General features: G+C 58.3%; 19 protein-coding genes and 1 pseudogene. 11 read left to right on the top strand and 9 right to left on the bottom strand.

Features of this window, described 5'->3' with window-relative positions; all coding sequences use genetic code 11:
• Positions 1–7: 7 nt before the first annotated feature.
• From ACFOSU_RS03255 to merA, 3 genes and pseudogenes are all read left to right on the top strand, one after another.
• Complete coding sequence (locus tag ACFOSU_RS03255; protein WP_348767511.1) at positions 8–307, top strand: cation transporter; 300 nt, start codon at positions 8–10, stop codon at positions 305–307.
• Between the two features lie 6 nt (positions 308–313).
• Entirely contained in the window at positions 314–526 is a 213-nt protein-coding gene (merF, locus tag ACFOSU_RS03250) for a mercury resistance system transport protein MerF (protein ID WP_209064980.1), read from the top strand.
• A gap of 22 nt (positions 527–548) precedes the next feature.
• A pseudogene (gene merA, locus ACFOSU_RS03245) lies at positions 549–2,194 on the top strand (mercury(II) reductase).
• A 214-nt stretch (positions 2,195–2,408) separates the two neighbouring features.
• On the opposite strand, the gene ACFOSU_RS03240 reads toward merA, so the two are convergent.
• Positions 2,409–2,735, bottom strand: a complete 327-nt coding sequence (locus ACFOSU_RS03240) for a YnfA family protein (RefSeq protein WP_209064985.1) — start codon at positions 2,733–2,735, stop codon at positions 2,409–2,411.
• Positions 2,736–3,369: 634 nt separating this feature from the next.
• Here ACFOSU_RS03240 and ACFOSU_RS03235 point away from each other — a divergent pair.
• Complete coding sequence (locus ACFOSU_RS03235) at positions 3,370–3,750, top strand: hypothetical protein (protein WP_380686368.1); 381 nt, start codon at positions 3,370–3,372, stop codon at positions 3,748–3,750.
• A gap of 147 nt (positions 3,751–3,897) precedes the next feature.
• Here ACFOSU_RS03235 and ACFOSU_RS03230 read toward each other — a convergent pair whose 3' ends face one another.
• From ACFOSU_RS03230 to ACFOSU_RS03220, 3 genes are all read right to left on the bottom strand, one after another.
• Positions 3,898–4,818 carry a peptidase U49, Lit peptidase gene (locus ACFOSU_RS03230; RefSeq protein WP_380686366.1) on the bottom strand — a complete coding sequence of 307 codons (921 nt, stop codon included), beginning with the start codon at positions 4,816–4,818 and terminating at the stop codon, positions 3,898–3,900.
• 3 nt (positions 4,819–4,821) lie between these two features.
• The gene (locus ACFOSU_RS03225) at positions 4,822–8,706 is read right to left on the bottom strand and encodes a hypothetical protein (protein WP_380686364.1); all 3,885 of its coding nucleotides are present in this window, start codon (positions 8,704–8,706) and stop codon (positions 4,822–4,824) included.
• A gap of 543 nt (positions 8,707–9,249) precedes the next feature.
• Positions 9,250–10,968 carry a hypothetical protein gene (locus ACFOSU_RS03220; protein ID WP_380686362.1) on the bottom strand — a complete coding sequence of 573 codons (1,719 nt, stop codon included), beginning with the start codon at positions 10,966–10,968 and terminating at the stop codon, positions 9,250–9,252.
• A gap of 453 nt (positions 10,969–11,421) precedes the next feature.
• On the opposite strand from ACFOSU_RS03220, the gene ACFOSU_RS03215 reads away from it, so the two are divergent.
• Entirely contained in the window at positions 11,422–11,769 is a 348-nt protein-coding gene (locus ACFOSU_RS03215; RefSeq protein WP_380686360.1) for a hypothetical protein, read from the top strand.
• A gap of 52 nt (positions 11,770–11,821) precedes the next feature.
• Here ACFOSU_RS03215 and ACFOSU_RS03210 read toward each other — a convergent pair whose 3' ends face one another.
• Both ACFOSU_RS03210 and ACFOSU_RS03205 read right to left on the bottom strand, forming a co-directional pair.
• Positions 11,822–14,152 (bottom strand): YecA family protein, encoded by a 2,331-nt coding sequence (locus tag ACFOSU_RS03210; protein WP_380686358.1) that lies wholly within the window; start codon positions 14,150–14,152, stop codon positions 11,822–11,824.
• A 175-nt stretch (positions 14,153–14,327) separates the two neighbouring features.
• On the bottom strand, positions 14,328–15,149 hold the full coding sequence (locus ACFOSU_RS03205; RefSeq protein WP_348767510.1) for a sulfite exporter TauE/SafE family protein: 822 nt from the start codon (positions 15,147–15,149) through the stop codon (positions 14,328–14,330).
• A gap of 120 nt (positions 15,150–15,269) precedes the next feature.
• Between ACFOSU_RS03205 and ACFOSU_RS03200 the strand changes: the two genes are divergently transcribed.
• From ACFOSU_RS03200 to ACFOSU_RS03185, 4 genes are read left to right on the top strand one after another with little or no spacing between them, the layout of a single operon-like run.
• Entirely contained in the window at positions 15,270–15,932 is a 663-nt protein-coding gene (locus ACFOSU_RS03200) for a c-type cytochrome (RefSeq protein WP_348767509.1), read from the top strand.
• A complete protein-coding gene (locus ACFOSU_RS03195) occupies positions 15,925–17,007 on the top strand; it encodes a c-type cytochrome (protein ID WP_380686356.1) in 1,083 nt (360 codons plus the stop codon). Before ACFOSU_RS03200 ends, ACFOSU_RS03195 begins: the two co-directional genes overlap by 8 nt.
• A gap of 31 nt (positions 17,008–17,038) precedes the next feature.
• Positions 17,039–17,485 carry a beta-lactamase hydrolase domain-containing protein gene (locus ACFOSU_RS03190; RefSeq protein ID WP_348767507.1) on the top strand — a complete coding sequence of 149 codons (447 nt, stop codon included), beginning with the start codon at positions 17,039–17,041 and terminating at the stop codon, positions 17,483–17,485.
• 9 nt (positions 17,486–17,494) lie between these two features.
• On the top strand, positions 17,495–18,121 hold the full coding sequence (locus tag ACFOSU_RS03185; protein ID WP_348767506.1) for a class I SAM-dependent methyltransferase: 627 nt from the start codon (positions 17,495–17,497) through the stop codon (positions 18,119–18,121).
• Positions 18,122–18,268: 147 nt separating this feature from the next.
• Here the strand turns inward: ACFOSU_RS03185 and ACFOSU_RS03180 are convergent, their stop codons facing one another.
• The 3 genes from ACFOSU_RS03180 to ACFOSU_RS03170 all read right to left on the bottom strand — a co-directional run bounded on the left by ACFOSU_RS03180 (position 18,269) and on the right by ACFOSU_RS03170 (position 21,245).
• Entirely contained in the window at positions 18,269–18,988 is a 720-nt protein-coding gene (locus ACFOSU_RS03180) for an OBAP family protein (RefSeq protein ID WP_380686461.1), read from the bottom strand.
• Between the two features lie 254 nt (positions 18,989–19,242).
• Positions 19,243–20,562: a sensor histidine kinase gene (locus ACFOSU_RS03175; RefSeq protein WP_348767505.1), complete on the bottom strand. Its 1,320-nt coding sequence runs from the start codon at positions 20,560–20,562 to the stop codon at positions 19,243–19,245.
• Positions 20,559–21,245, bottom strand: a complete 687-nt coding sequence (locus tag ACFOSU_RS03170) for a response regulator (protein WP_348767504.1) — start codon at positions 21,243–21,245, stop codon at positions 20,559–20,561. The genes ACFOSU_RS03175 and ACFOSU_RS03170 overlap by 4 nt, the downstream gene beginning before the upstream one ends.
• Positions 21,246–21,325: 80 nt before the next feature.
• Here ACFOSU_RS03170 and ACFOSU_RS03165 point away from each other — a divergent pair, with 80 nt between their 5' ends.
• On the top strand, positions 21,326–21,886 hold the full coding sequence (locus ACFOSU_RS03165) for a DUF2244 domain-containing protein (protein WP_209064993.1): 561 nt from the start codon (positions 21,326–21,328) through the stop codon (positions 21,884–21,886).
• A 48-nt stretch (positions 21,887–21,934) separates the two neighbouring features.
• Positions 21,935–23,572, top strand: a complete 1,638-nt coding sequence (gene ctaD / locus ACFOSU_RS03160) for a cytochrome c oxidase subunit I (protein WP_380686352.1) — start codon at positions 21,935–21,937, stop codon at positions 23,570–23,572.
• Positions 23,573–23,602: the final 30 nt, after the last annotated feature.

Here is a 23,602-nt window from a genome sequence, read left to right as displayed (position 1 = left end):
GATCGTCATGGTTCGAAAACAACGCATGATTCTAGTGGCCACCATGCTGCTGGTGGGCACGGTCTGGATACAAGGCGCTTTTGCGGCGGCTGAAAGGACCGTAACGCTTGCGGTGGGTCATATGACCTGCGCGACCTGTCCCTTTGTGGTGCGCAAGGCGCTCCAGCAGGTCGACGGCGTCGACACGGTGCGCGTGGACTACGAGTCCAAGACCGCCACGGTCGCCTTCGATCCGAAGATTGCTTCGGTCTCGGACTTAACCGCGGCCACGACCCGCGCTGGCTATCCGTCCGAGCCAACGGAGTAACACCACATGGGCCGCAATAAAAAGCTGTTCAGTGTGGGCATTGCAGGCACCGTCATCGCGGCGCTGTGCTGTTTCACGCCGGTGCTGGTGATCCTGTTCGGCGTCGTCGGTCTTTCTGCGCTGGTGGGCTATTTGGACTATGTGCTGCTGCCCGCGCTGGCCTTTTTCCTGGGGCTGACGATCTACGCCGTTTATCGGCGTAAGAAAATGGCCTGCTAAACCCGACCGATCCGGAACCCAAATGAAACGCATACTCGCTATTCACGGCATGACCTGCGCGCACTGCGCCCAAAGGGTCGAGGACGCGCTCAATGCACTTCCTAGCGCAAGCGCTGTGGTGTCCTATGCCGAGCGCCGTGCCGAAGTCCAGTTGGATGACGGCACAGATGAAACCACGCTGATCGAAGCGGTACAGGCCCAAGGCTACGATGCCCGCAACTGGGACGACGAATCTTCGCTTGCCCAGTCTTCACGGGTCGCGGGAGAAGACGAAAACCGCCATATCGCGATCATTGGCAGTGGCAGCGGCGCGTTTGCGGCTGCCATCCGCGCCGTTGAGGCAGGGGCGCGGGTGAGCATGATCGAGTCGGGCGACATCATTGGCGGCACCTGCGTCAATGTGGGCTGCGTGCCGTCCAAGATCCAGATTCGCGCCGCCGAACTGGCCCAGCACCAACGCCACAACCCGTTTGATGGGTTGGCAGATTGCAAGCCAACGATTAATAGGCCACGCCTGCAGCGCCAGCAGCAGTCCCGAGTCGAAGAACTACGCGCGGCCAAGTACCAGAAAATACTCGACGATAATCCATCGATTACGCTGCGCCGCGGGCGGGCCCACTTCGAAGATGCGCATACGCTAATTGTCACGGCACATGACGGGTCCGAAGATCGTTTGGTGACCGATCGCATTCTGATCGCTACCGGGGCTTCCCCAACGATCCCACCGATACCGGGCCTGGCCGACACGCCGTATTGGACGTCCGATGAGGCGGTTTTCAGTCCGGACACGCCCGAGCACATCATCGTCATCGGCGCCTCTGTCGTTGCCGTTGAACAGGCTCAAGCGTTCCGCCGTTTGGGTTCGAAGGTCACAGTCCTGGCCCGCAGTACGCTGCTATCCAGCGAAGACCCCGCGCTCGGCGAGGGCCTTGCCGCGGCCTTCCGCGCCGAAGGAATCGACGTACGCCAGCACAGCCAGGCGCGTTCCGTACATTTTGCGGCAGGGCAATTCACGCTCGACACCGACGACGGCCCGATCCAGGGCGACCGGCTGCTGGTGGCAACGGGCCGCTCCCCGAACACCCGCGATTTGGCACTAGACAAGATCGGGGTGGTGACCGATGAACGCGGTGCGATCAGGGTTGATGCCTCGCTATGTACCAGCGCCGAGCATATCTATGCCACTGGCGATTGTACGACGCTGCCCCAGTTCGTCTATGTGGCCGCCGCCGGCGGCACCCGCGCGGCCGTCAACATGACCGGCGGTCGGGCGCGGCTGGATCTGTCCGTCATGCCGGCAGTGATCTTCACCGATCCGCAGATCGCGACGGTGGGCTGGATGAACGCCAAGCTCAAGCGCGCGGCCTCGAGATCGAGACCCGTTCTTTGGGGTTGGAACATGTACCACGTGCGCTTGCCAACTTCGAGACCCGCGGATTCGTCAAGCTGGTTGCCGAGGCGGCCAGCCATCGTCTACTCGGAGCTCAAATCTTGGCTCCCGAAGCCGGCGAGATGATTCAGGCCGCTGTATTGGCCGTCCACCACGGCATGACCGTTGAAGCCTTGGGCGATCTGTTGTTTCCTTATCTGGTTCACGTGGAAGCGCTCAAGCTCTGTGCCCAGACTTTTACCAAAGATGTCGAGCAGCTGTCCTGCTGTGCTGGGTGACTGTCGCCGTTAGCGATCGGTTGATCGATCGAGCCGTTGTTCGTCTACCTCTTTCAGTTCGGCGCGAGGCGAGCCTCGCAGCGCTGGATTCGCCATCAAGTCTTGGGGTATTTTCGCGTGACCCGATGTCTTTGATTGGGGCACCACCCAATACAGACCTCCAATGATCGGTTCACCTAGTTTGCCCCTGATGTATGCGATTCAAGCACAAACTTCACGTCGCATGCGGGGCCCACAGAATGATCGCTGCGCCGGCAAGACAAACCGCTCCGCCCAGGGCATCCCAGACGTCGGGCGCGTGCCCTTCTATAGCCCACATCCAAAGGATTGAAGCGACTATATATAGGCCTCCATAGGCAGCGTAAGCGCGTCCTGCTTGATCAGTGGGGCTGAGCGTTAATAACCAAGCGAACGCCGCCAGTGAAACCATGCCCGGAAAAAGCCATAGCGCACTATTCCCCGATCGGAGCCAAGACCAGAACGCGAAGCAGCCGGCGATCTCAGCAAGCGCAGCGCAGGTATAGACCACAAGTGTCGGCATGAGTGACCAGCAGATTTGCTTTTGGCGATGCAGTTTAACGCGAGCAAACCAGCACTGAGCGTTCACGAACTAGGCTGAACTGAAAAACGGTTCGAATCCCGAAGGCGTGTCATGTCGATGTGTTTGCGATAACAGCGCATTAGTGAGTTCGGAAGCTCCGTGAGCGTCTGCTTTTGGCCGATTGCGACCCAAAGCGGACGTTTACAGGTCACTGCGCAAGCAGCGTACGGCACCGGCGCCGCGGTCGTGCGATCCGACTCGGCGACCCACTAAAAAATAGCTACCTTGGTTGCGTGTCCAAATAGCGTGTGTCGGCCACGATGCTGGCCTGTGCCGCGAACAGACTCACCTTCGAGACCAGGCCGACTATGGTCGGCCGAATACCGAATTCTAGGCGGGATTCTTCGCGAGGCGCAGGAGAGCGCCCACTAACGCATACACGCTAATATTCTTAAGCTGATCGCGCCGACTGGCTGCAGTCGCGAAAAAATCATAATCCTTAAATGGAGCGAGGTCGATCTTGATGGGAGCTACCTACGGCTGGTCGATAGTAAGGAGGGTTCCTCTGTTCGTGCTGTCAGATTGCCTGTTGTCGAATATCTCAAAGACGAGCGAAAGCGGCGAATAGGCACATATGTCCTCTTCAGCAAGGGTTTTGACAACGCCGTCGGGAACTTCCCCCACAGAGTTGGAAGAAGATGTGCAAGGGAACGCCGCTTGGGGACGTAGCCCTGACGTATTACGGCGTAGCATCGCGAGCGACCGTCGCTTCATTGAAATCACGATCGCTGCCCTGATTGGTCACGCCAAAAGCTCGATCACGAGGAAATATGCCCGCGCGTTAAACTCCACGCTGATCATGGTCGCCAATATGATGTTCGGCTACGTGAAGGCAGTGCCCGAAGGGATCGAGTTCAGACGGAACAACTACGCGTTGGATCGCCAATCCCGGAAAAGCGTTATCGATCGAATACAGACGGAATTTCGAACAGCGCTTTTGACGGGTGATACCTAGAAGCCCTGCGCGCTGAACCGCAAAGTCCCGAGACGATGAAGGTTTCGCCGCGGCAGATTTCGCTGCAGATGATTGCTAGGGAGGTACTCTTTGCGGATCTCGACCAACCGCAGCGGACGCACCATTAGGCGGGAATTCCCCGGTCGCCTACAGCTCTGCCAAAAGATGGCGCGCCAGCGATTGAGGATCCGTCGCCGGCGCCGAAATTGGCTGCCCCCTTTGCCGAAATATCCCAATTAACAATGACGCGGCAAACACCCAGAAATGGTCGTTATCGGGAAGCGGCGTATTCTCGAGGATTGTCTGCATGCGGGTCTGTACCGAAAAATAGGCATTATTACCGCCATGATCCCAGACTGGGGTGATCTCATGGAGTATCAGGACTGCAAGAGCGAAACCCATCGAGCGTTTGCGCAATACCTCGTGATGGTCATGGCCGTGATCTTCAGCATAGGCTGCGAGTTTGGCAGTCATAAACTCGCGCGCCCAGACATCGCATGCTAGTTCCTCTTCTCTTAGATCTTGCGGACGCTGTTTGTCTCGATCGAGTATCACGTGGCGGAATTCATGGAACAGCGTGAACGCTACGGCGAGCCAAGTGAGATCGAATGCAGCCTTGTATTGAGGATCACATGCAGCGTCGCGACTAGAGTTCGGACGTGGCAAGTCGGGCGGCCATGGTGCGGTTGCCGGACCCGCTGCGTCGATTAGTCCCTGCGCAGCCGCGCGGCGCTCCTTGTATGCACGCTCAATCTCGGCAAGCCCCTCATCACCCTTAATGATCCGTTTGACCGTTTGGCCTGATGCGGCTGATCCGATGACATGGGGCGAATAGCACTCGATGGCCCGCCAACCACTGAAGCCAATAAGCCAGAATACTTCCATGGTCTTCGTATCGAACTTGATCCGGTCTTTGGTTGCATTCAGCGTAACGCGCTTCGCATCCTTAGCTACGATGACCTTCGGGTGATACTGCCTCCACAAAGCCCGTATCTCATCACGGCGTTCCGGCACGGCCGCTTCCATACTGGCGGCAACGATTTCTTCTGGAGACGGCGAGTATTCCATCGGTCACACCGGCCGTGTCGACGAAATGTCAGTATGCTCGGCCGTGCTCATGCACTCTGCCTGCAACATAAGGATGCGCAATGCGGCGAGGTCCGTCGTGTGCTCAGTCGACTGTCCAGCAAGTGCGAGATGGGCACTCATGCAGAGCGGCTGAGAAACGATCTGCCCGGCCTTTGCGGCTTCAAACTCATCGACAACCTGGTCCCAAGATTCATTCAGATAGCTGCATGCCCAGGCCAGGTGATCAGCACTCGTCGTTTCAGCCGCCTCAGCGACATCGTCACGATTGCGCTCGAACGATTCAACGGCCTTTGAAAACACTTCTTGCTCATTCGGGTGTAGGTTCTCCGGGTCGCGGCAGGCCAGTATCCCGGATAGTTGAGTACAGGCTGTTAACGCGGCGTCAAACCGATCGACAATCTCTGGCGAGAGGAACGGACGGTCGATAAGGCCTTGCCAGTTCTTCGCGAAGTCATGATCCGGCAACGTCACGTGGGATGAAGGAATAAGGGCCAAAGCCGGCACGACATAGTTATTGATCACGGGTACAACTCTGAAAGGCCAGTCAGTTCCGAGGTGATTCTGTGCGGCGGCGAGAGAAGCTTCGATAGATCCAGCGTCCGTTTCAAAATCGGTTATCTCGACGAGCACCGCTACCTCTCGGGCAGGCCAGTACACACTGTCCACCTCGCCAATTGGCCGCGACCGGCACAGGGCATTCCACCCTTCGTTCTTAAGAGCATTTTTTAGATCTTGAAGCCTTTGGCGAAACCGCTGATCGGCAAGCGATCGACAGCGCCGAGCGGTCGTACGGATTGCCTTACCAAGGCTGCCTTTCCGCGCAGTCCGCACGATTCCCTGAATTGATGATTGGCCACTATTCTGCGCCATTTCATGCAGAATGCTGGCAACATCGCCGAGACGCTCTTGCAGAGCGCCGAGCTCACGAAGAGGCGGATCTGGACTTGTCCGCCATATGGTTGACTGCCCATGGTTCTGCGCCTGTGCGGTGAGGCTGCCAGCAAAGGTAGCTGCGGCTTTGACTCCTTCCCCAGGAACCTTGTTCATCCTGCTCATGAGATTGCCGAGTACGCTGGTAAGAAGCGCCCCAAGTGTCTCGTCCTCCCCTGCACCTGCCGCCGGGACAGTCATTTCGGACGTAGGTTTTTCGGGGGTAGCGTAAGCAAGCGCATTGACCGCCTCTATAATCTCATTGACTTCCTCGGCCAGCGCCTCCGCGTTTGCGATGCTCTTGCCCTTGATCCATTTCTCGCTGAAGGATCGAAAGACCTTCTCGGTTCGCTTTACCAGCCCAGCCATTTGCCGGGTATAGTCGGTGAGAGTGTCAGACGCTGATCTGGCTAGCAGTATTTGCCGGAACGTCACATTCCAGGCCACACGCACTTTTGCGGGAAGATTCGACCGCGGCATATTTTTGGACCATGGTCTGAAATCACCGATGGCAATCGGCCGGCCTTGCGGATTCATGGCGTCGGATGCCGCGGCATCTGAGCCTGGTGAAATGGCGATCAATGTCTCGCAAATGCCGCAGACGATTTCATGCGGGTCAGGCTGTTCAGCTTCAGCTTCAGCTACGTAGTACCAGTCTGCTCGGACCGTGCGCCCGTGTGATCCGTTGGGCTCAATCGCCGGCATGTTAATCCATGGCGTTTGAGACCGGTACCACTCGAACAGAACCTGCTCGCCGCCAAACGCCTGCACTAGGTGTTCGGCCACACTGGGGCCAATCAGATAGGCCGTGGAGAGCAAGGACGCAACCTGGCCAATATCCTGCTCTAAGTCGCCAACAAAGTCCGGTACCATTGTTAGTGGGACGGGGTCTCCCCCGCATATGGGCGCAAGGCACGAGAGGAATTTGTTGGCTTGCTGCAGATTCTGGCAGCAAGGGACAACGCTTCCATCGGGAAGGCACTCTAGGCATGCGGGACGCAGATCGTCCTTCGGCAAAGCACGGAAAGAAAGCACAGCGTCCCGGATACTTTGCCACTGCTCGAAGTCTGAGAGCTCGGGAATGTCGGTGCCCGGATCGCCGAACATCGAAGCAAGTGACCATTGAGCGCGCTGCACCCCGTGCTGCGTAAGCACATCCATAAACGAACTGACACGACGTTCGAGGGTAGCTAGCCCCAGCCCGGTCAGTATGCCCGTCCATGTATCGACGTCTGTGCTAGCGCCAAGTATTTCCGCGAGCTTGCGCAACGCCGCAGTCTCATCTTCCTTTTGTGCCTCCGCAAGAATTGATTGAACGGTAAATGGCACGGTTTCACCAGTCACCGCCGGCAGGCTTTGCCACAGAGAGTCATTACTCAGGAATACCGCCTCATCATGCGACGCCTTGGCGAGGGCCTGAGAGCGGAGGATATGCAGGCCGCCCAGCACACCGGAACGGATTTCTCTCACTAGATGTTCGTCAAGAAGCCTAGACAACGCTCGACTGGCATCGTCAGGTTTCATATGGAGCAATTCAAATAGCTTGCTTGCCCGTATCTCCCCGCCCCGCGCGCAAATCACCGCTGAGCTTCGTATGATTGCCAGCTCGTCGGTCCGCTTTTCCTGTTGTCGTTGCTGCACCTGCTCATCGATTACGGTCTGAAGCCGCCGGCCCTGCGTCAGCAGATGTACATATTCCAGCATGAGGCTTTCGGACTGCTCGAACGGCTCCCGCCAGTGCTCCCACCTCGTCTGCCTCTCAGCATGAAGCTTCCGCCACACAGTTTCGGCCAGCTCTTCATCAAGGCGGACACGTATGAACTCCGTATCTGGCTGGTTGGCGATAAGAGAGATATCTTCCTGGCGCACCGAGCCAAGAAAATAGACTGCAGGCATACCTCTCAGTTCGCGGACGAGAACGTTCCAGAGGTCGTTATTGACAGAACCAACATCATCGAACGCCAAACCAATCGGGGCGTCATCGTTGGGGTGGCGGGCACGTACAAAGCGAATGATGGCATCGGCGTCCGCGGCGACAGCCCGTGCCGTAACCTGATACCACCTGAACTCGCCGGCAAGCAGCTCGGCGGACAGCCACATTAGTGCGGATTTTCCGGCGCCTGATGGACCCGATATGAGAACATGCCGTCGTCGCCTAAGCGCGCGGATAACGGTATCCGAGTCATCTGGGCGATCAAACGCAAGCCCGGCTGCGACATGCCCGGGAAGAACCTTTACGCCTTGATAGAACGCCGGCTCGCTGATAGCGCTCCTGAAATCAACCGGCTCCAGGGCGCCGGATGCCATGGCACGGTCTATCTCGGAAGGGTCCTCGGCCTCCAAACGTTCAAAGATACGGCGTTCAATTTCAGTGGTAGATATCCGCCGTCGTTCTTCAAAGGTTAAGGACGCGTTCTCCTGCGATGCCTCGGCGACCAGCCTGTAAAGATCGCTGACAATGCCGCCGGCAATGACTTCTGCTGTGTCGAGCTTTGACGTTAGCAGCTTGACACTTTCTTCGCCCGGCTCGGGGCACGAAAACACCGATAGGTTCTCAGCGCCAAAAATCTCGTCGATACTACCCTCGATGCGACCGGTCCGCGGATGCTCAAGAACAATGGCGGCGTGATTTTTCTTCACACCCTTGATCGCCGCGACCTTGGCACGGGTAGCGGTCAGAAACGTTTGCACTTCTGTGTCGTTGAACACAGCGGCCTTACGCGATTTTATCTGCAGCCAGATGTCACGATCTGCAAGCTCCAAGACGCAGTCGTCCAACCCCTCGGGCACGAGGGAACCAGACGGGGCAAGTCCGGCCCACTGACGAATGAGGAGCAAAGTTGAAATGAGATGCTGGTAATGGAAACCGCGTCCAGCCCAAGCACCAGAGCGGGATTTTTTCCATTGTTCGTGCGCGCTATCAACTTCTTCTTTCATTAATAGTATTTAGCTTTGTAGAAGCCAATAACTCCACATACTACAAAAAAATCGAGGCAACCCGGCGACTAAAGATCACCGCTGATCTATCCCTGAAGACGCTTGATCAAGTCCGGCCCTACTGTTACACGAGCGGCCAACATAGCGTCGCAAACCACGCTCCATGCCGCGTTGTCCGTCAGAATCGTCGCTTTTGATCCAATTGCAAGAGCTCGCTTGCCGATGCCGAGCTCGTTCCAGAAACGATCATTTGCCTCCTTTGCCCATCAAGACATCGATTATGTCCTTGCGGCGTAGCCCCCACACAATCACGTTATCAAGCGGATGACCTTGACCACCCCTCTGGAACTCAACCCGATCGATCAACACGCCCGGTAGACCGGCGGCCGCTGCCGCTGCCGCCGGAGGCAACCCACGTCGCGAATCTGGCCGAGTACATCAAGGTCAAGGCGACAATGACCGCCTCTCGAAGCTCATCGGCCAGCTGTGCGATCGCATCGACGCCAAGTAGGTGTCGATATCTCAAGCCGCGACGTCCGAGCCCTAGTCCAGCTTGATCGCCGTGCCGAATGCCCTTAGGACAGAAATGAATGTGTCGTCGCACTCGCCTGCCAAGGCAGTGAACTGTGCGCGCAACGTGCCGTGGTCTTTGCGTGCACTCTTGGAGGCGGCCGTACTCTTGGACGGGGCGCCGTGGCCTTTGAGGATGCTGCGCAGCCCGTGCAACCGCGCCAGCGGCTCCATCACCGCTCTCGCTTCCTCAGGGGCGCGACCTTGGGCTTCCAGATAATCCTGCAGCAAGCGCACCGATTGCCATTGCTTGTCGATCTTGCGGCCGGCGTCCGTCGCGAGCTTCTGCAAGGGCTTGGCGAGGAAGCCTTCGACCAGCATTTGATCCAGCGCGAGGATCTCGTCGCCCCACTCGGACACTGAATCGGTCGCCGGGTAGCGGGCAACGTCTATCAACTCGTCGCCGCGAATCTTCCACCACGCGGGCGGATTCTGGTCGAGCTGACGGATTTTGTACTTGAGCATCTGCAGCGGATCGCACTCGCTGCTCCACTTACCTTCGAAATCATTCTCGTAGGCACGCTTGGAAATCGGCGCCTTGGGCCATTCGTTGAATGACTGCCAGTACACCTGCTCCTCGTACGGCAGCTTGGCCAGGTAACCGACGTAGGTGTGGACCTGCCCGGCTTCATTGATGTCGTAGGTCTTCAGATACCAAGCATTTCGACAACCGATGCTGCGGTCTTCCAAGTCGTACTTTTCAGGATCGTTCTTGAATCGCGTGAGCACTTCGGGGCGGAAGAAAGCTGGTGAGATCTCGAAAGGCTTGTCGGACTTTTCGAAGTAGTTCGACAGGTGGTCTGGACCGCAGGACGTTTCTATCTGGCGCTGGTTCTTCCAGTCGACGATCTTGAACATGGCGTACTGCTTTTTGGATTCGTCCTCTTCGTCCCTCCATGCCTGAACGAGTTGTTCGACGGTGAGTTTGGAGCGCAGAACCATGATGCCGTTGGCGTAGCTGGCGTTCGCCGAGCAACCCACGTCGTAGAACAGGTCTGGCGCCGACTTCTTGTTTGTCTGACGCTCCTGGTGCCACCCGCCGAAGTTCTTGGGCTCAAAACGAGTGAAATCGAATTTGAACACCAGCACCATGTCAGCTAGCGCCATGTAGGTGGCCAAGTCCTCGATCAGGATGGTCACCACCGCCATCTCGGGCTCCGTGGGTGGCCCCTTGAGCCAGACCACCCGGATAACGTCCTCGATATCGCCTCGATCATCGAGTCGACAATACGCATTTCGCTCTTCGACCCAGTACAGCGCCAAGCTGTGCACCAGTTTCTGACTGAGTTCAATAGGCGGCGCGTCTTTGGTCACTCCGTTGAACGAACGGCGATAAATGAGCTTCTCTCCGCCCACCAGGGACTTGCAGCCCGCGCTGCTAAGGGGCGGATCGAGGTACATGCGATGACCTGCCCCGCCGCCCCAGGCACGCTGAATGCACCACGCGTCCTCCGGCATAAGGTAGGCACCCCGCAGGTCGTTGTGGTTTGGCGGAGTCACCTGGTTGGCCGGCGCGAGTACGCCATGCACCAGAACCGCGCCACCACTGGCGTAGATCACGAGCTCATCGCGCGTGGCGTTATCTCGCAGGAAATCAACAGATGCCTCGGCACCGAGCAACCATGCGACCGCGTCTTCTTTTTCCGGAGCCCACGCTAGAGCGCTCAGGGCCTTTCTATCAAATCGGCGCACTACTCAAACCCCCAGACTACATGGTGACGATTTCCTGGCAGGCAGCGCCGCGGCTTTGGTCGATCACGTAACCGAGTACCCTTTTCTGGAGGGCGCGTGCGATCCCTATTACTTCGATCTTCTCTGGCACGGCCGCGCCGCGCAACAAAAATTGTTCATTTTCTCGATATCGTGACTGAGTAGTTCTTTCAGGCTCACGATGCGTTCCGCAACTTGGTCGACACTACCTGCGAACACGAGCCGCCTTGTCCGAAATAGCGGCGCGGCTAGACGACGCCCTCATGGCCCCGCCAATTTCTGCCGCCGAGTCCACCGCCGACAGCAAATGGTTGCAACACGTGTGGCTCGGACAAATGTGAAAAATCACCGTTCGTACAATAGTGATATGGCGATTGCGTCGGAGGGCTCAATCGATAACAGGCTCGAGTGACCCATCTCAGGCGGAAGAATACGATGTCTAAGCGCAAGCCCAAGAAGCCACACCGCCGGATAACTCAAGGGCCGCAGTGTTCTGTCAGCGAAAGCGCGAAGGAATTAGATCGCAGTATTGAGGCCCTTCTTGCGGACCTCACTCCGATCAGTGCGATGGATGCTTACCTCGCGCTGCTCATCGGGGAACTATGGTTGCCCAATATCTCTGCGCAAATCCGTCAGGCCCTGGCGATGTCCGTCTTCGTATCCGGAAAAGCCTCCACCTTTGCCGATCGCGGCTTACACGAGTCAAGCTACGCGGGCACGCCCGCCCTGTCTCAGTCTCAAAGTGCTGGAATCTGCCGCGATAATCGACGCAAATTTCCTTAGCTGCCCCCAAAACTAGGCTGGACGCGAGATGGTTGTCATTCGGGGGTCGTCCTTAGCGACCATGACATTTTTTGTACTTTACGCCACTGCCGCAAGGGCAAGGATCATTCCGCCCCAACTTACGGGCCTTCGCGGGGCGAACTACGTTTTTCGGTCTGTTGAGATTCAACTGCCCGCGTTGAACCATTCGTGCGGCATCTTCGTAAATGTAGGCGTGCTTTTCCGTTCGCACCGTCGGTATTTGAACAGCGAAGGACTGTGCCCCGCGATAGCTCCCATCGGTACCAACCTCTGCCACAACGCCGATGACGTTAGAAGCTCTGACAGACAACGCTGTTGCGCTCGCTTTGTCGTTGACCTTGGTCCATTCAATTTGGTGGCCGTGTCGTTGAAGCCAAACGAACAGCGGCTCGCGCCCCCCGGACAAAAGGAAATAGCGAGCGGGATGTACGTTCAGGGTTTGACGAAGGCCAGTCAGCATCTTAGCGAGATTATTTCTCCCATCTTCTCCCAGGTCACGAATGTGGCTTTCAGCTGAAAGCCACCCGCATGCTCGGATAGCGTCAAGCGCCGCAAGCAGCTTCAGCACCTCCTCCGGGAAGTCCTGCGTCGGAAGCGGCTCACTTTCCCAGTCTTCACCCTCGAAGCACCTGTCGACTATGTCGCTCATGCCGTCCCAGACAAGCATGTTCACCTTGCTACCCTTTAGCTGGTAGGCAATATCTTGATCGAATCGGTTCTTCTTCAGGTATGCGCCAAGGTGGTCGAACTCGTCGAAGAGATGAGCCCGGCGAATCCCGGCCACGGCCTGCCGCACCTCCATGTAATGAGCGAACTCACCCGGTGTAGGCAGGAGACGCTTGAGCACAAACAAGTCGTCGATCGACAGCGAAACGAACGCATGCTTGCCAAGTAGCGGCTTAACCTGCGACAGCTCCTTGCAATATGCAGAAAAGGGCGAGAACGACTCCACCGTAAGCCCGACCGGAACCATCACGCGATAGTCGGAGCTGCGGACGCGACCCCACTCTTCATATTTGCCGTCAATCAGGTGGTAGAGGGACACTTCATCCCCCGAACTCAGATAATTGAAGAAGCGCTCACACTGCTTAAAGGCCTTAAGCACCAAATCCTGCACAGATTGTGCGTGGCGACCGAAATCCAGCGCTGGCGACGCGATAGTGGCAGCTGCGCCAGCCTTAGCTTCAACAAGAAACAGCACGTCATCGATCAAGATGAGGGTGTCGTTTTCGAACCACTGCTTGCTGACAGGGTCCTTGTAGTAGACCTCCTGAAAAATTGTCGCGCTAGGAAGTTGGGCGGAGAGAATGTCGGCGAAGGCAGCTTCGCTCATCTTTTTCTGCCGACTTTCAAAGCTCCTCTTGTAACCCGGCTTTCGCTGAAGAAGGTTGTAGAGAAGCGCGCGGTATCCTGCATCGCGAGTGAAGCAAGGATCGACAGCGTAGTAGTCCGATCCTAGCTGGATTAAGGGCTTCTTCCGAGCAGGCAGAGTCCGGTAGGGTGTCCCCGCAAAATCGCCTGCAGCGAAGAACTCAGTTTCTTCTCCACGTCGATACGCCAAGTCCGCTAACAGCGCCTGCGGCAGCTTCGTGTGACGGCTCACATTGGCGACGCCGCCACGAAAAATGTCATCCATGGCACGCCCGGCGGCGTTCGATTGTTCTGCATTGGCCTTAACCCACTCCTCCATGACATTTGCCAGAGGCCTGCCCGCCGCCGCAGCGAATGCCTGTGCCGCCTCAAACTGCGTCATCATCTCCATAATTGCGTCGGCATGCCCAGACCGCGTGGCGTCGGCCATGGCCTGAAAGCCTTCCGCGATATCGGCGGCGCTCACGCCGTATACTTCTTTAAGAATACTATTGTGAGGCGCCAGAACGTAGCGATAGAAATCGCCTTCCAAAACCTGGTAGCGGTTCCCGCGTAGCATGAGCCAGGTGGATTTCGCGTGGTATTCAATGTCGGCCGTGTCGGGACCGAAGACGCCGTCTTTGCTATCGGAGGACGTGATCATAGCGAATAAAATGGCCTGCTCTCGCAGTTTGCGACCAAGTTCATACAGCTCGGCGCACTGAGCTTCGTCGAATGTCACATCAGCAGGAGCAGTATCTGACGCAAGAACCGCGTGCACGTATTCCAGCAGGAATTGGTTCTCGTTGATGAGATTATCTGGGCCATCGGGTTCGCGTTGTTCTTCGGTGGCGTTTTGTTCCGCCATCGCTTTCATCATGTATTGAGCGTAGATATAGCCGAGTAGATCATGCGCGGGCATGGCGACGATCAGTGCGCGCATCTTGGCGGCTATGGCCTGCATATCTCCCAGCACGGAGGTCGCGGCCTCCTTGCGTTGCTCCTCGTCCATTGCAGCCTATTCCTGATCTATTGCGACGAAAGTGCTACACGATACAACTTAGGCTTGTTGCGGCTAACCGCTAGCAATGCCGCGTGAGGCACAGCAAGCGTAAGTCGCGATTCTTCGATTCAACGAACGGCAGCTTCTGGCCGAATGCGGCCATTGGTCTAGTGTAATTCCTGAATTACGAGAACGTTTTGAGGATCATGTAGCCGGCAGTGAGCAGCATGGCGATCGAAAAAGCCAGTTGCAGCGACGGACCAGCTATATACCGTGACAACGTACGGCCTCCGATCATGCCCAAAACACCACCGAGTATGAATAAGCCGGTCAGTGCCCAGTCGATATCACGACCGGAAAAAACCGCTGATGTGAGTCCGGATAACCCAATAAGCGTAATCACCAAAAGGGAAGTCGCGACCGCTCTGTGAATTCCCATTTCGGTGATCATGATCAGCGCCGGTACGATTAGAAAGCCGCCACCCACGCCGAAAAAGCCGGAGAGGACACCGACGAGAACTCCGACGGCTACAAGCGCTGCGCTACATGGCGCGTTCAGCCGGAGTTGGCCATCGCGGCTGTAGTGACAAACGGTGCCCGGGTCGTCATGAGCGTCGGCGGCCGGCCTCGCCCGTACGACTTTCGAGTCATCACCCGCACGGCGCGCGCTTCGAAACATCCTTGTAGCCACGAGGATCATCACGCCAGCGAATAGCGCCGTAATCGTAGCTTCGTCAACTAGATCGCCCAGATAGACCCCGACGGGCGCAGTCGCAACTCCTGCCACTGCAAAGATGAGTCCTGCCCTGAGCTCGATTAAGCCCCGCCAATAAGACTCTGCTGCGCCAAACGCCGCGGTAATTGCGACTGCGCCGAGCGATACCGCTATCGCAGCCTGCGCCGGTTCGCCGAGGCCGTAAATCAATAGCGGCACTGCGAAAATCGAACCGCCTCCGCCTGTCAGGCCAAGGGCAAGGCCTACAAGAACTCCGAAAATCACACTCATGGCGCTCATCCACCATCTGGATATCAATTTCTATAGAACTAATTGCTCTATCTTTATGCCTCGGTAGTATACAGATACGTGTAGGGGTACGATGTAATGGTCCAAGCGGAGGCTCTAACAATGGCAATACGTAAATGCACCCTTTCTGCGCTTGTGTGGCTTCTATCGGTCTCGCCTTGGGTACAGGCAAGTCCAAGCGATATAGCGAATCAAGGCCTCGGCGAGAACATCGCGCCCTGTAGTAGCTGCCATGGCGCGCATGGCGAAGGCAATGCGGCCGCCGGCTTTCCCCGCCTTGCCGGGCTCGGCGCGCCCTATCTCGAGGCGCAGCTCGACGCCTTCGCCAGCGGCGCGCGCGAGAATGCGGTCATGCAGCCGATTGCTAGTGCGTTGTCCACGGACCAGCGAAGCGCGATGGCCACCTATTACAGTCAGCTTTCCGCAGAAGGCGCGCAGGCAAGCAAAGGACAATCGGATAACCCACCCGATACTGGCGCCGAGCTCGCGGAACATGGCCGTTGGGCGAACGATATTCCCGCGTGTGTCCAATGCCATGGCCCGGCGGGTGTGGGTGTGGGCGAGCACTTCCCCGCCCTCGCCGGCCAACCAGCAGCTTATCTCGAAGGTCAGTTGCGGGCCTGGCGCAATGGCAAGCGACCCGGCGGGCCCATGGGTTTGATGGCGTCGATCGCCGCTAAGTTGGACGAATCGGATATCAAGCCAGTCGCCCAATACTTCGCTGCGCAATCACCGGCACCCGCCAAGGGGCTAGATCATGAGTAATCGTATTCCGCTTTTAACGGTCGCGGTGTCGTTTGCCATGCTCGCCGCAGTTATTTTCTGGGTTGGCACGCGGGATCAGAGCGCGCCGACGCCAGCACAGGCAAAAACTGCGAACGCCGCTCCCGCAGCTAGAGGCGACACGACAGAGAGCGCCACGAAATCTGAGGACGTGGCTGTATCGGGTAACGCGGCGTCCGAGAGAAGCGAACCGCTTCCGGGCGCGGCGCAGCCCGGCGCTGCGAGTGCGGCTGACGATTTTGCCCCACCCGCACGCAGCGAGATCCCGGACGACGAGTTCGGCGCCATGGTTCGTAAAGGCCGCGACATCTTCACCGACACGCAGCAGCACGCCGATCAATTCGTCGGTAACGACCTGCAATGTGCCAATTGCCATCTAGACGAAGGCCGTCGGCCGGATTCCGCGCCGCTCTGGGCGGCGTGGGCGATGTACCCCGCGTATCGTGGCAAGAACAAGCACGTCAACGATTTCGCCGAGCGTATCCAAGGCTGTTTTCGCTACAGCATGAACGGCACACCGCCGCCGCGCGGTGACGAGGTGCTCGTCGCGCTCGAGTCCTATGCCTATTGGCTGGCCAGCGGCGCGCCGGTTGCCAAGAATCTCCCGGGGCGCGGCTATCCCGAACTCGAGGCCCCCGAACAGCCACCAAGCTTCACACGCGGCAAACAGGTGTTCGCCGACCACTGCGCCCTGTGTCATGGCAGTGACGGGCAAGGTCAGCGAGCGGCGGACGGCAGTCTGGCGTTTCCGCCTCTGTGGGGACCGCGCTCCTACAACTGGGGCGCGGGCATGCATCGCGTGAACACCGCCGCCGGTTTCATCAAGGCCAACATGCCGCTGGGCGCGGCGACGCTATCCGATCAACAGGCTTGGGATGTGGCCCGATTTATCGATAGCCAAGAGCGCCCGCAGGATCCGCGTTTCACCGGATCGGTCAGCGAGACCGCGGAGCAATATCACGGCGAGCACTCGATGTACGGCCAGACCGTGAACGGCGTCGTGCTCGGTCAAAATGCCCCACCCTCGGGAACGGCCGCCAAGGTGAACCAGCCGTGACCAATCGCGCATTCGAACCGAAGGAGACCCCATGACCGATTACGCTTCGAACATAGCCAATGCCCACCCGCTTGAGAACAACGTGGTCGCAGCCGGCCAGCCGTCAGCGGCACAGCTGAAAGAAGCGTTGGCTGGCGGTGTGCGAACCGTCGTCAATCTGCGGCCCGCCGGCGAATTCGATGAGTTCGATGAAGCCGCGCTGATAGCCGATGCAGGAATGCATTACGTTCATATTCCTGTCGCCGGCCCCGAGGACATCAACGACGCGAGTGCGCGCACGCTTGACGCAGCACTCGCAGAGGATCAGCGCCCGGCAATCGTGCATTGCGGGAGCTCGAACCGCGTGGGCGGGCTTATGGCCTATCGTGCACGCTACCTTCAGGGTAAAAACGCGGACGAAGCGCTTCAGGTCGGCTTGGATGCGGGCCTAAACCCCGAGTCGCCCCTGTTCGCCGCGATACAAAAGAAACTCGACTGAGTCTGCCGCATGGGTCTGTACAACCGCTATATCCTGCCGCACGTGCTTGATTGCGCGTGCGGCCTGCCTGCCGTAGAGCGTGAACGCGCGCGTCTGGTTCCTCAGGCGCGCGGGCGTGTGCTCGAAATCGGTATCGGGACCGGCCGTAACCTGCCCCACTACAACCCAGCGAACGTGGATACGATCGTCGGGCTTGATCCCGCGGCTGAAATGCATCCGCGTGCGCGGCGCCGGCTGTCCGAAACGCGCCTATCCGTATCGCTAATGGCCGTTAGCGCCGAACAGATACCGGCCGAAGACGATCATTTCGACACCGTTCTGGTGACTTATAGCCTGTGCAGTATTCCCGATCCGTCCTTAGCCCTGCGCGAAATGCGCCGCGTGCTCAAACCGAACGGCACCATGTTGTTCTGCGAGCATGGCCGCTCGCCGGAGGCGAAAGTGGCCCGTTGGCAGCAGCGCCTCACGCCGGCGTGGCGGCATATTGCAGGCGGTTGTCACCTGGATCGCAACGTACCCGAGTTACTGACCGACGCAGGCTTTTCCATAGACACGCTCGACGCCGGCTATATCCAGGGGCCGAAACCACTCACTTGGCACTTCCGTGGGCTCGCTAGCAAACACCCCGCCAAATAAGCGCTATTTGGATACAAACGTTGCGCCCTGGCGATACGAGGTCACGCGTTGCACGGGAATAAAGTCCCCGCTCCCCAACCGTAAGGCTTCGACAGGCACCCGAAAATGATCGAGGGCCTAAGGCTCAGCCCCTCGATCTGCATGCATTCACTGCGATTGCGCGTTTGACGACTTATCTTCGACACCCGGGATCGCCTGGGCGCCTCGCGGAAACTGCCCTTTGAGCACATCCACGCCCTGCTGCGGTTTCGCCAAAGGCAGCAGATCCTGCCGATTCCGCCGACGGTCGGCCGAATCGATATTCATTCGCTTATCACGATCCTCGACCAACCCAGGTTTGGGCTCACCGAAGCGGTTGAACGACCACGCCAGAGACGGTTCGCCTAAGGGTAATTGCACCTTTCCTTCAGCACTATGCGTTGTATTCCAGGTATGCCAAGTTTTGCCGTAGCTGTTCATCTTCTCCTTCATCAGCTCGTGGTCAGCCGCTTCGGGAAGATTGGGCGCGACAAGCTGGCCCGAAAGAATTTCACCGTTATGCGGATGCCAGTACTGCTTTTCCTTCTCCGGTAGCCGCTTGAACAGTTTTTCGGAAATTATGTATTCGATACCCGTCATGTTCGCGTGGGACGTATTACCGTCATAGAGCGAGCATTGTGCGAAATCTTCGTTCACCTGCTGGCAAAAGTGATGCGCCTCAAACTGCTCTTCTGGTTTGTTCTTCATCGGGTGGAACCCGACCAGATAAATATCGAGTTGATCCGTCGGCGCATCGGTCTGTAACGCGTCTGCACCGGCCTCGAGCACGTTCGTTTTCATGCTGTCGGGACTGCCATCGACTTCCGCAGCGGGCCCAGTACGTCCCATACCTGTGCAACCGGCCAGTAAAATCGTGCTCAGCGCCGCAACGCCCACCACGTCAGGCAATGCCGAATTCCTCACTACTATCTCCTAGATGCCTCTATGTTACGCAGACCCAACATAAGGTCTTGCCGCTAAGGACTGTATCCGGGAAAACCCTGCGCCTCCTATTCTGAGACGCCACTTTGAACGACTAGATCGGTTCTCGATATACGATCCATTTGGTGAGGACATCGGCTTGAGTCATCGGCCGGTCACGTCTAAGACGGTGCCGCTCGGGGCCAGGAAAGACGCACCGCCAAGCCGCCGCCGGGACGTGGCTCGAAGACGAGCTCGCCGGCAAAGCGCTGGGCAATCGCGGCAGCAATGGTTAGACCCAAACCGCTGCCGGCGCCCGCGCGCGTCGCCTCGCCACGCCAGAAGCGCTGGGTCAGGGGTTGCGTGTCACGATCGGCAGGCCAATCACCCTGATCGCAAACGACGAACGTCACGCGCGCCGCTTTGACCTCAATGGCCAGCGAGACTTCACGATCGGCTCGCGTATGCCGCAGCGCGTTATCGAGCAGATTGCGCAGAGCGGCGGTGGCCAACGCTTTGGGCACCGCAACGGGTATCGCCACACCATTCTCATGAATCCCCACGCGCCCGCCGTTTGGCAGATCAGCCAACGCCGCGGTTGCGATCGCCGAACTCGTCGCCTGCGCCATATCGAAATGCGACTCACCAGCCTCGACCCGTGCGAGCAGTAACAATTGCTCGAGCGTGCGCTGCAGCCGCGCGATACCGGCCTCGGCCTGCGCGAGCGCGGCGTAAGCCTTATCTCCGTCAAGCCGCTTGGCAAGCTGAACATGAGTCTTGATTGCCGTCAGCGGAGTGCGCAGTTCGTGTGCGGCATCGCTGGTGAAACGCTGTTCGCGGGCGAGCGTCTCGCCGGTTCGGACGAGCAGCTGGTTGAGCGTATCGACCGCAGGTCGGAGCTCTGTGGGCGCATCATCGATTTCGACTGGTGTGAGTGTATCCGGCGCTCGTCGGGACAGTTCACCACGCAAACGCTCGAGCGGGCGGAGTCCGCGTCTTATACCGAACCAGAGCACTACCAGACTGCCGAGCAGTGCTACGGCAAAGGGCACAGCTGCGACCGCGATCACGTTGCGTTGGAGGGCGCTACGCTCGACGAGTCGGTCAGCGGTAGTGATATGCACGCCGTTCTGAACGTAGGTGAACAAGCGCCAGCGTTCGCCGTCGATATCGCGGTCGGTGAAACCGGGTGCCGGCGACTCCAGGCCATCGTCGAATTGGCCGTGGGTGCGCATCAGAACGCGTCCGCTGGGCGCATTGATCTGACACGCTACGCCAGCGCTGCTCGGTACCGAAAGAACAGGGTCGCCCGTATTTTGCCAGGCCGAGTCGGGCAATTGGGCGACCAGGCCCGCCACCATCCGGGCGGAAGCAGCCAGACGCTGGTCCAATGTATCGCGCACCTGATCTTGCAAGTCGCTATATAGCCAGACGGCAACGAGCCCCCACAGCGCCGCAAAGGACAGGCCCAGCGTTAATAAAAGACGCCAGCGTAGACTCAAGGCCTGCTCCGCTTACCGATGTCCGAAGCGTTACCCAACCGATAACCCAAGCCCCGCACCGTGCGCACGAGGCCAGCGCCTAGCTTTTGCCGCAGATGATAGATATGGACGTTGATCGCATTACTTTCGACCTCGGCCTCAATACCGTAGAGGGCATCCTTAAGTTGCTCAGCGGTAAGAATTGATCGCCGGGCATGCAGAAGCTTGGACAGGAGCGCATATTCGCGGCGGGTGAGTTCAACCTCCCGCTCCTCGCAATACACTGTTTGCGTCGTGGGATCGAGGGTGATTGGACCATGCTCGACAATCGGTCCGGCGTGGCCCCCTGCCCGCCTTAGCAGTGCCTGTACTCTCGCGATAAGTTCATCGAGATCGAAGGGCTTCAGTAAATAATCATCTGCACCCGCTTGCAGCCCGGTTACACGATCCGCCAGACCATCACGCGCTGTCAGGACTAGCACTGGGAGCGCGACACCGCGCTTGCGCCAATCCCTTAATAACGCGACGCCGTCCATATCCGGTAAACCGAGATCGAGTATGGCGATATCGCTCGCCACCGCACTCAAAGCTAACCGCGCCTCTTCCCCACTTGTCGCCCAATCGACCGTGTACCCAACGGTTTCGAGCGCAGAACGAATACCGGCCCCGACTAGCGCATCGTCTTCGATTAGAAGTATATGCATTCAGTAGTTCTTTCTTGCGTACTTGGGATGATCCCGAAGCCGATGAAGTGAGGATTAACCGCGGGCAAAGGTTTGCCTGCATGACCATTGTTTATATACCCGTACGGGTATATGTTATTGAACACGAGCCATATTGCCATAGAAGCCAGATCGCTATGGTCGACGCAATATCCAACACGCCCACCCGTCGTCTCGTCATCGCCCCGAATGCATCGCTGACGAGAGCACAGGCACAGTGGTGCTTCTTAGCCATGTGCGGCGTTTCTTTCTCTGTCGCTCTGTTTTTTATGACGTTAGGGCTCTGGCCAGTTCTGCCCTTCGCCGGCCTTGAGATGGCGGCCCTCGGCACCGCTCTCTATGCGAGCGTTAAAGCGAACAGCTACCGGGAAATCGTGTCGATCACCGACGAACGTATTGAGATCGTCGCGGGTACTGCTAAGCCCGAGCGCCAATGGGAATTTCCGCGTCTACTCACACAAGTTCGGCTTTCCAGCAGTGTTCATCGAAATGGCCGGTCGCGCCTTCTCGTAACACGCCACGGGCACGGCTGCGAGATCGGGGCCCTCCTGACTGAAGAGGAACGGGCTGAGGTGGCCGAACGGCTAAAGGAGTGGGTTACCGCTCGCTCGATCGAATCTTAGTCACGGAGTAACGAGCTAAGTCGGGCGCTACGAATTGGAGAGTTTGTGATGAGTACTGTCAATCCGACCGAAACCCACGACCACCACGGTCATGACGATCACCACCACGGGCCGATGACGCTGGCCGATGGCGTATGGCCGTGGATGAAACGCTGGATCGGCACCACGAACCATAAGGATCTGGGCACGCTGTACCTGATCTTTTCGCTGACCATGCTGTTCATCGGCGGCGTGATGTCGCTGATAATCCGAGCTGAGCTGTTCGCGCCGGGCATCCAGTTTGTCGATCCCGGCTTCTATAACGAGATGATCACGCTGCACGCGCTGGTGATGATCTTTGGCGGCGTCATGCCGGCGTTCGTGGGGCTTGCAAACTGGATGGTGCCGATGATGATCGGTTGTTCCGATCTGGCGCTGCCGCGCGTGAACAACTGGGGTTTCTGGATCCTGCCGTTCGCGTTCTCGATGCTGCTGGGCACGCTGTTCGTTTCCGGTGGTGCGCCGGCTTCGGGCTGGACCATGTATCCGCCGCTGGTCATGCAGACCGGTAACGCGCTGCCGCTGATGGTGTTTGCCATCCATCTGGCCGGCATCTCGTCGATCACGGGCGCGATCAACATCGTGGTCACGATTCTGAACATGCGCGCCCCGGACATGCCGCTGCTCAAGATGCCGCTGTTCGTGTGGACCTGGCTGATTACGGCCTACCTGCTGATCGCGGTCATGCCCGTGCTTGCCGGTGCCGTAACCATGCTGCTGACCGACCACTTCTTCGGCACGACCTTCTTCGATGCCGCGGGTGGTGGCGACCCGGTCCTGTTCCAGCACATCTTCTGGTTTTTCGGGCATCCGGAGGTCTACATCATGATTTTGCCGGCCTTCGGCATCGTGTCGACCATCATCCCGACGTTCGCGCGCAAGGCGCTGTTCGGGCATGACTCGATGGTCTACGCCGTGGCCTCGATCGCGTTCCTTAGCTTCATCGTGTGGGCGCATCACATGTTTACCGTGGGCATGCCGGTCTCGGCCGAGCTGTTCTTCATGTTCGCGACCATGCTCATCGCCGTGCCGACGGGCGTGAAGGTGTTCAACTGGGTTGCCACCATGTGGCGTGGCTCGATGACCTTCGAGACGCCGATGCTGTTCGCGCTCGGTTTCGTAGTGCTGTTCACCATCGGTGGCTTTTCGGGCCTGATGCTGGCGCTCACCCCGGTCGACTTCCAGTATCACGATTCCTATTTCGTGGTCGCGCACTTCCACTACGTGCTGGTGCCGGGCGCGATCTTCTCGATCATCGCAGCCATCTACTACTGGATCCCGAAGTGGACCGGCGTGATGTACAACGAGAAGCTCGGCCAGTTTCATTTCTGGTGGAGTGCGGTCTGGATCAACGTACTGTTCTTCCCGCAGCACTTCCTGGGTCTGGCCGGCATGCCGCGTCGTATCCCGGATTACGCGGTGCAGTTCACCGACTTCAACATGATCTCGTCGCTGGGCGCACTGCTGTTCTTCCTCGGGCAGTTCGTGTTCATCTACAACATGATCATGTGCATGCGCGGCGCCGGGAAGAAGGCGACCGGACGTGTATGGGAAGGCGCACGAGGTTTGGAATGGACAGTGGCATCGCCCGCGCCGTACCACACCTTCGAGCAGCCGCCGAAGATCGACCCGCGCGAGCTGGCGTAGCGCGCTATTCTTCGTGCGCATCGATTCAAT

The sequence above is a fragment of the Salinisphaera aquimarina genome (genome assembly GCF_042643355.1).
Lineage (GTDB): Bacteria > Pseudomonadota > Gammaproteobacteria > Nevskiales > Salinisphaeraceae > Salinisphaera > Salinisphaera aquimarina.
This window is presented reverse-complemented; position numbering and strand designations above follow the sequence as displayed.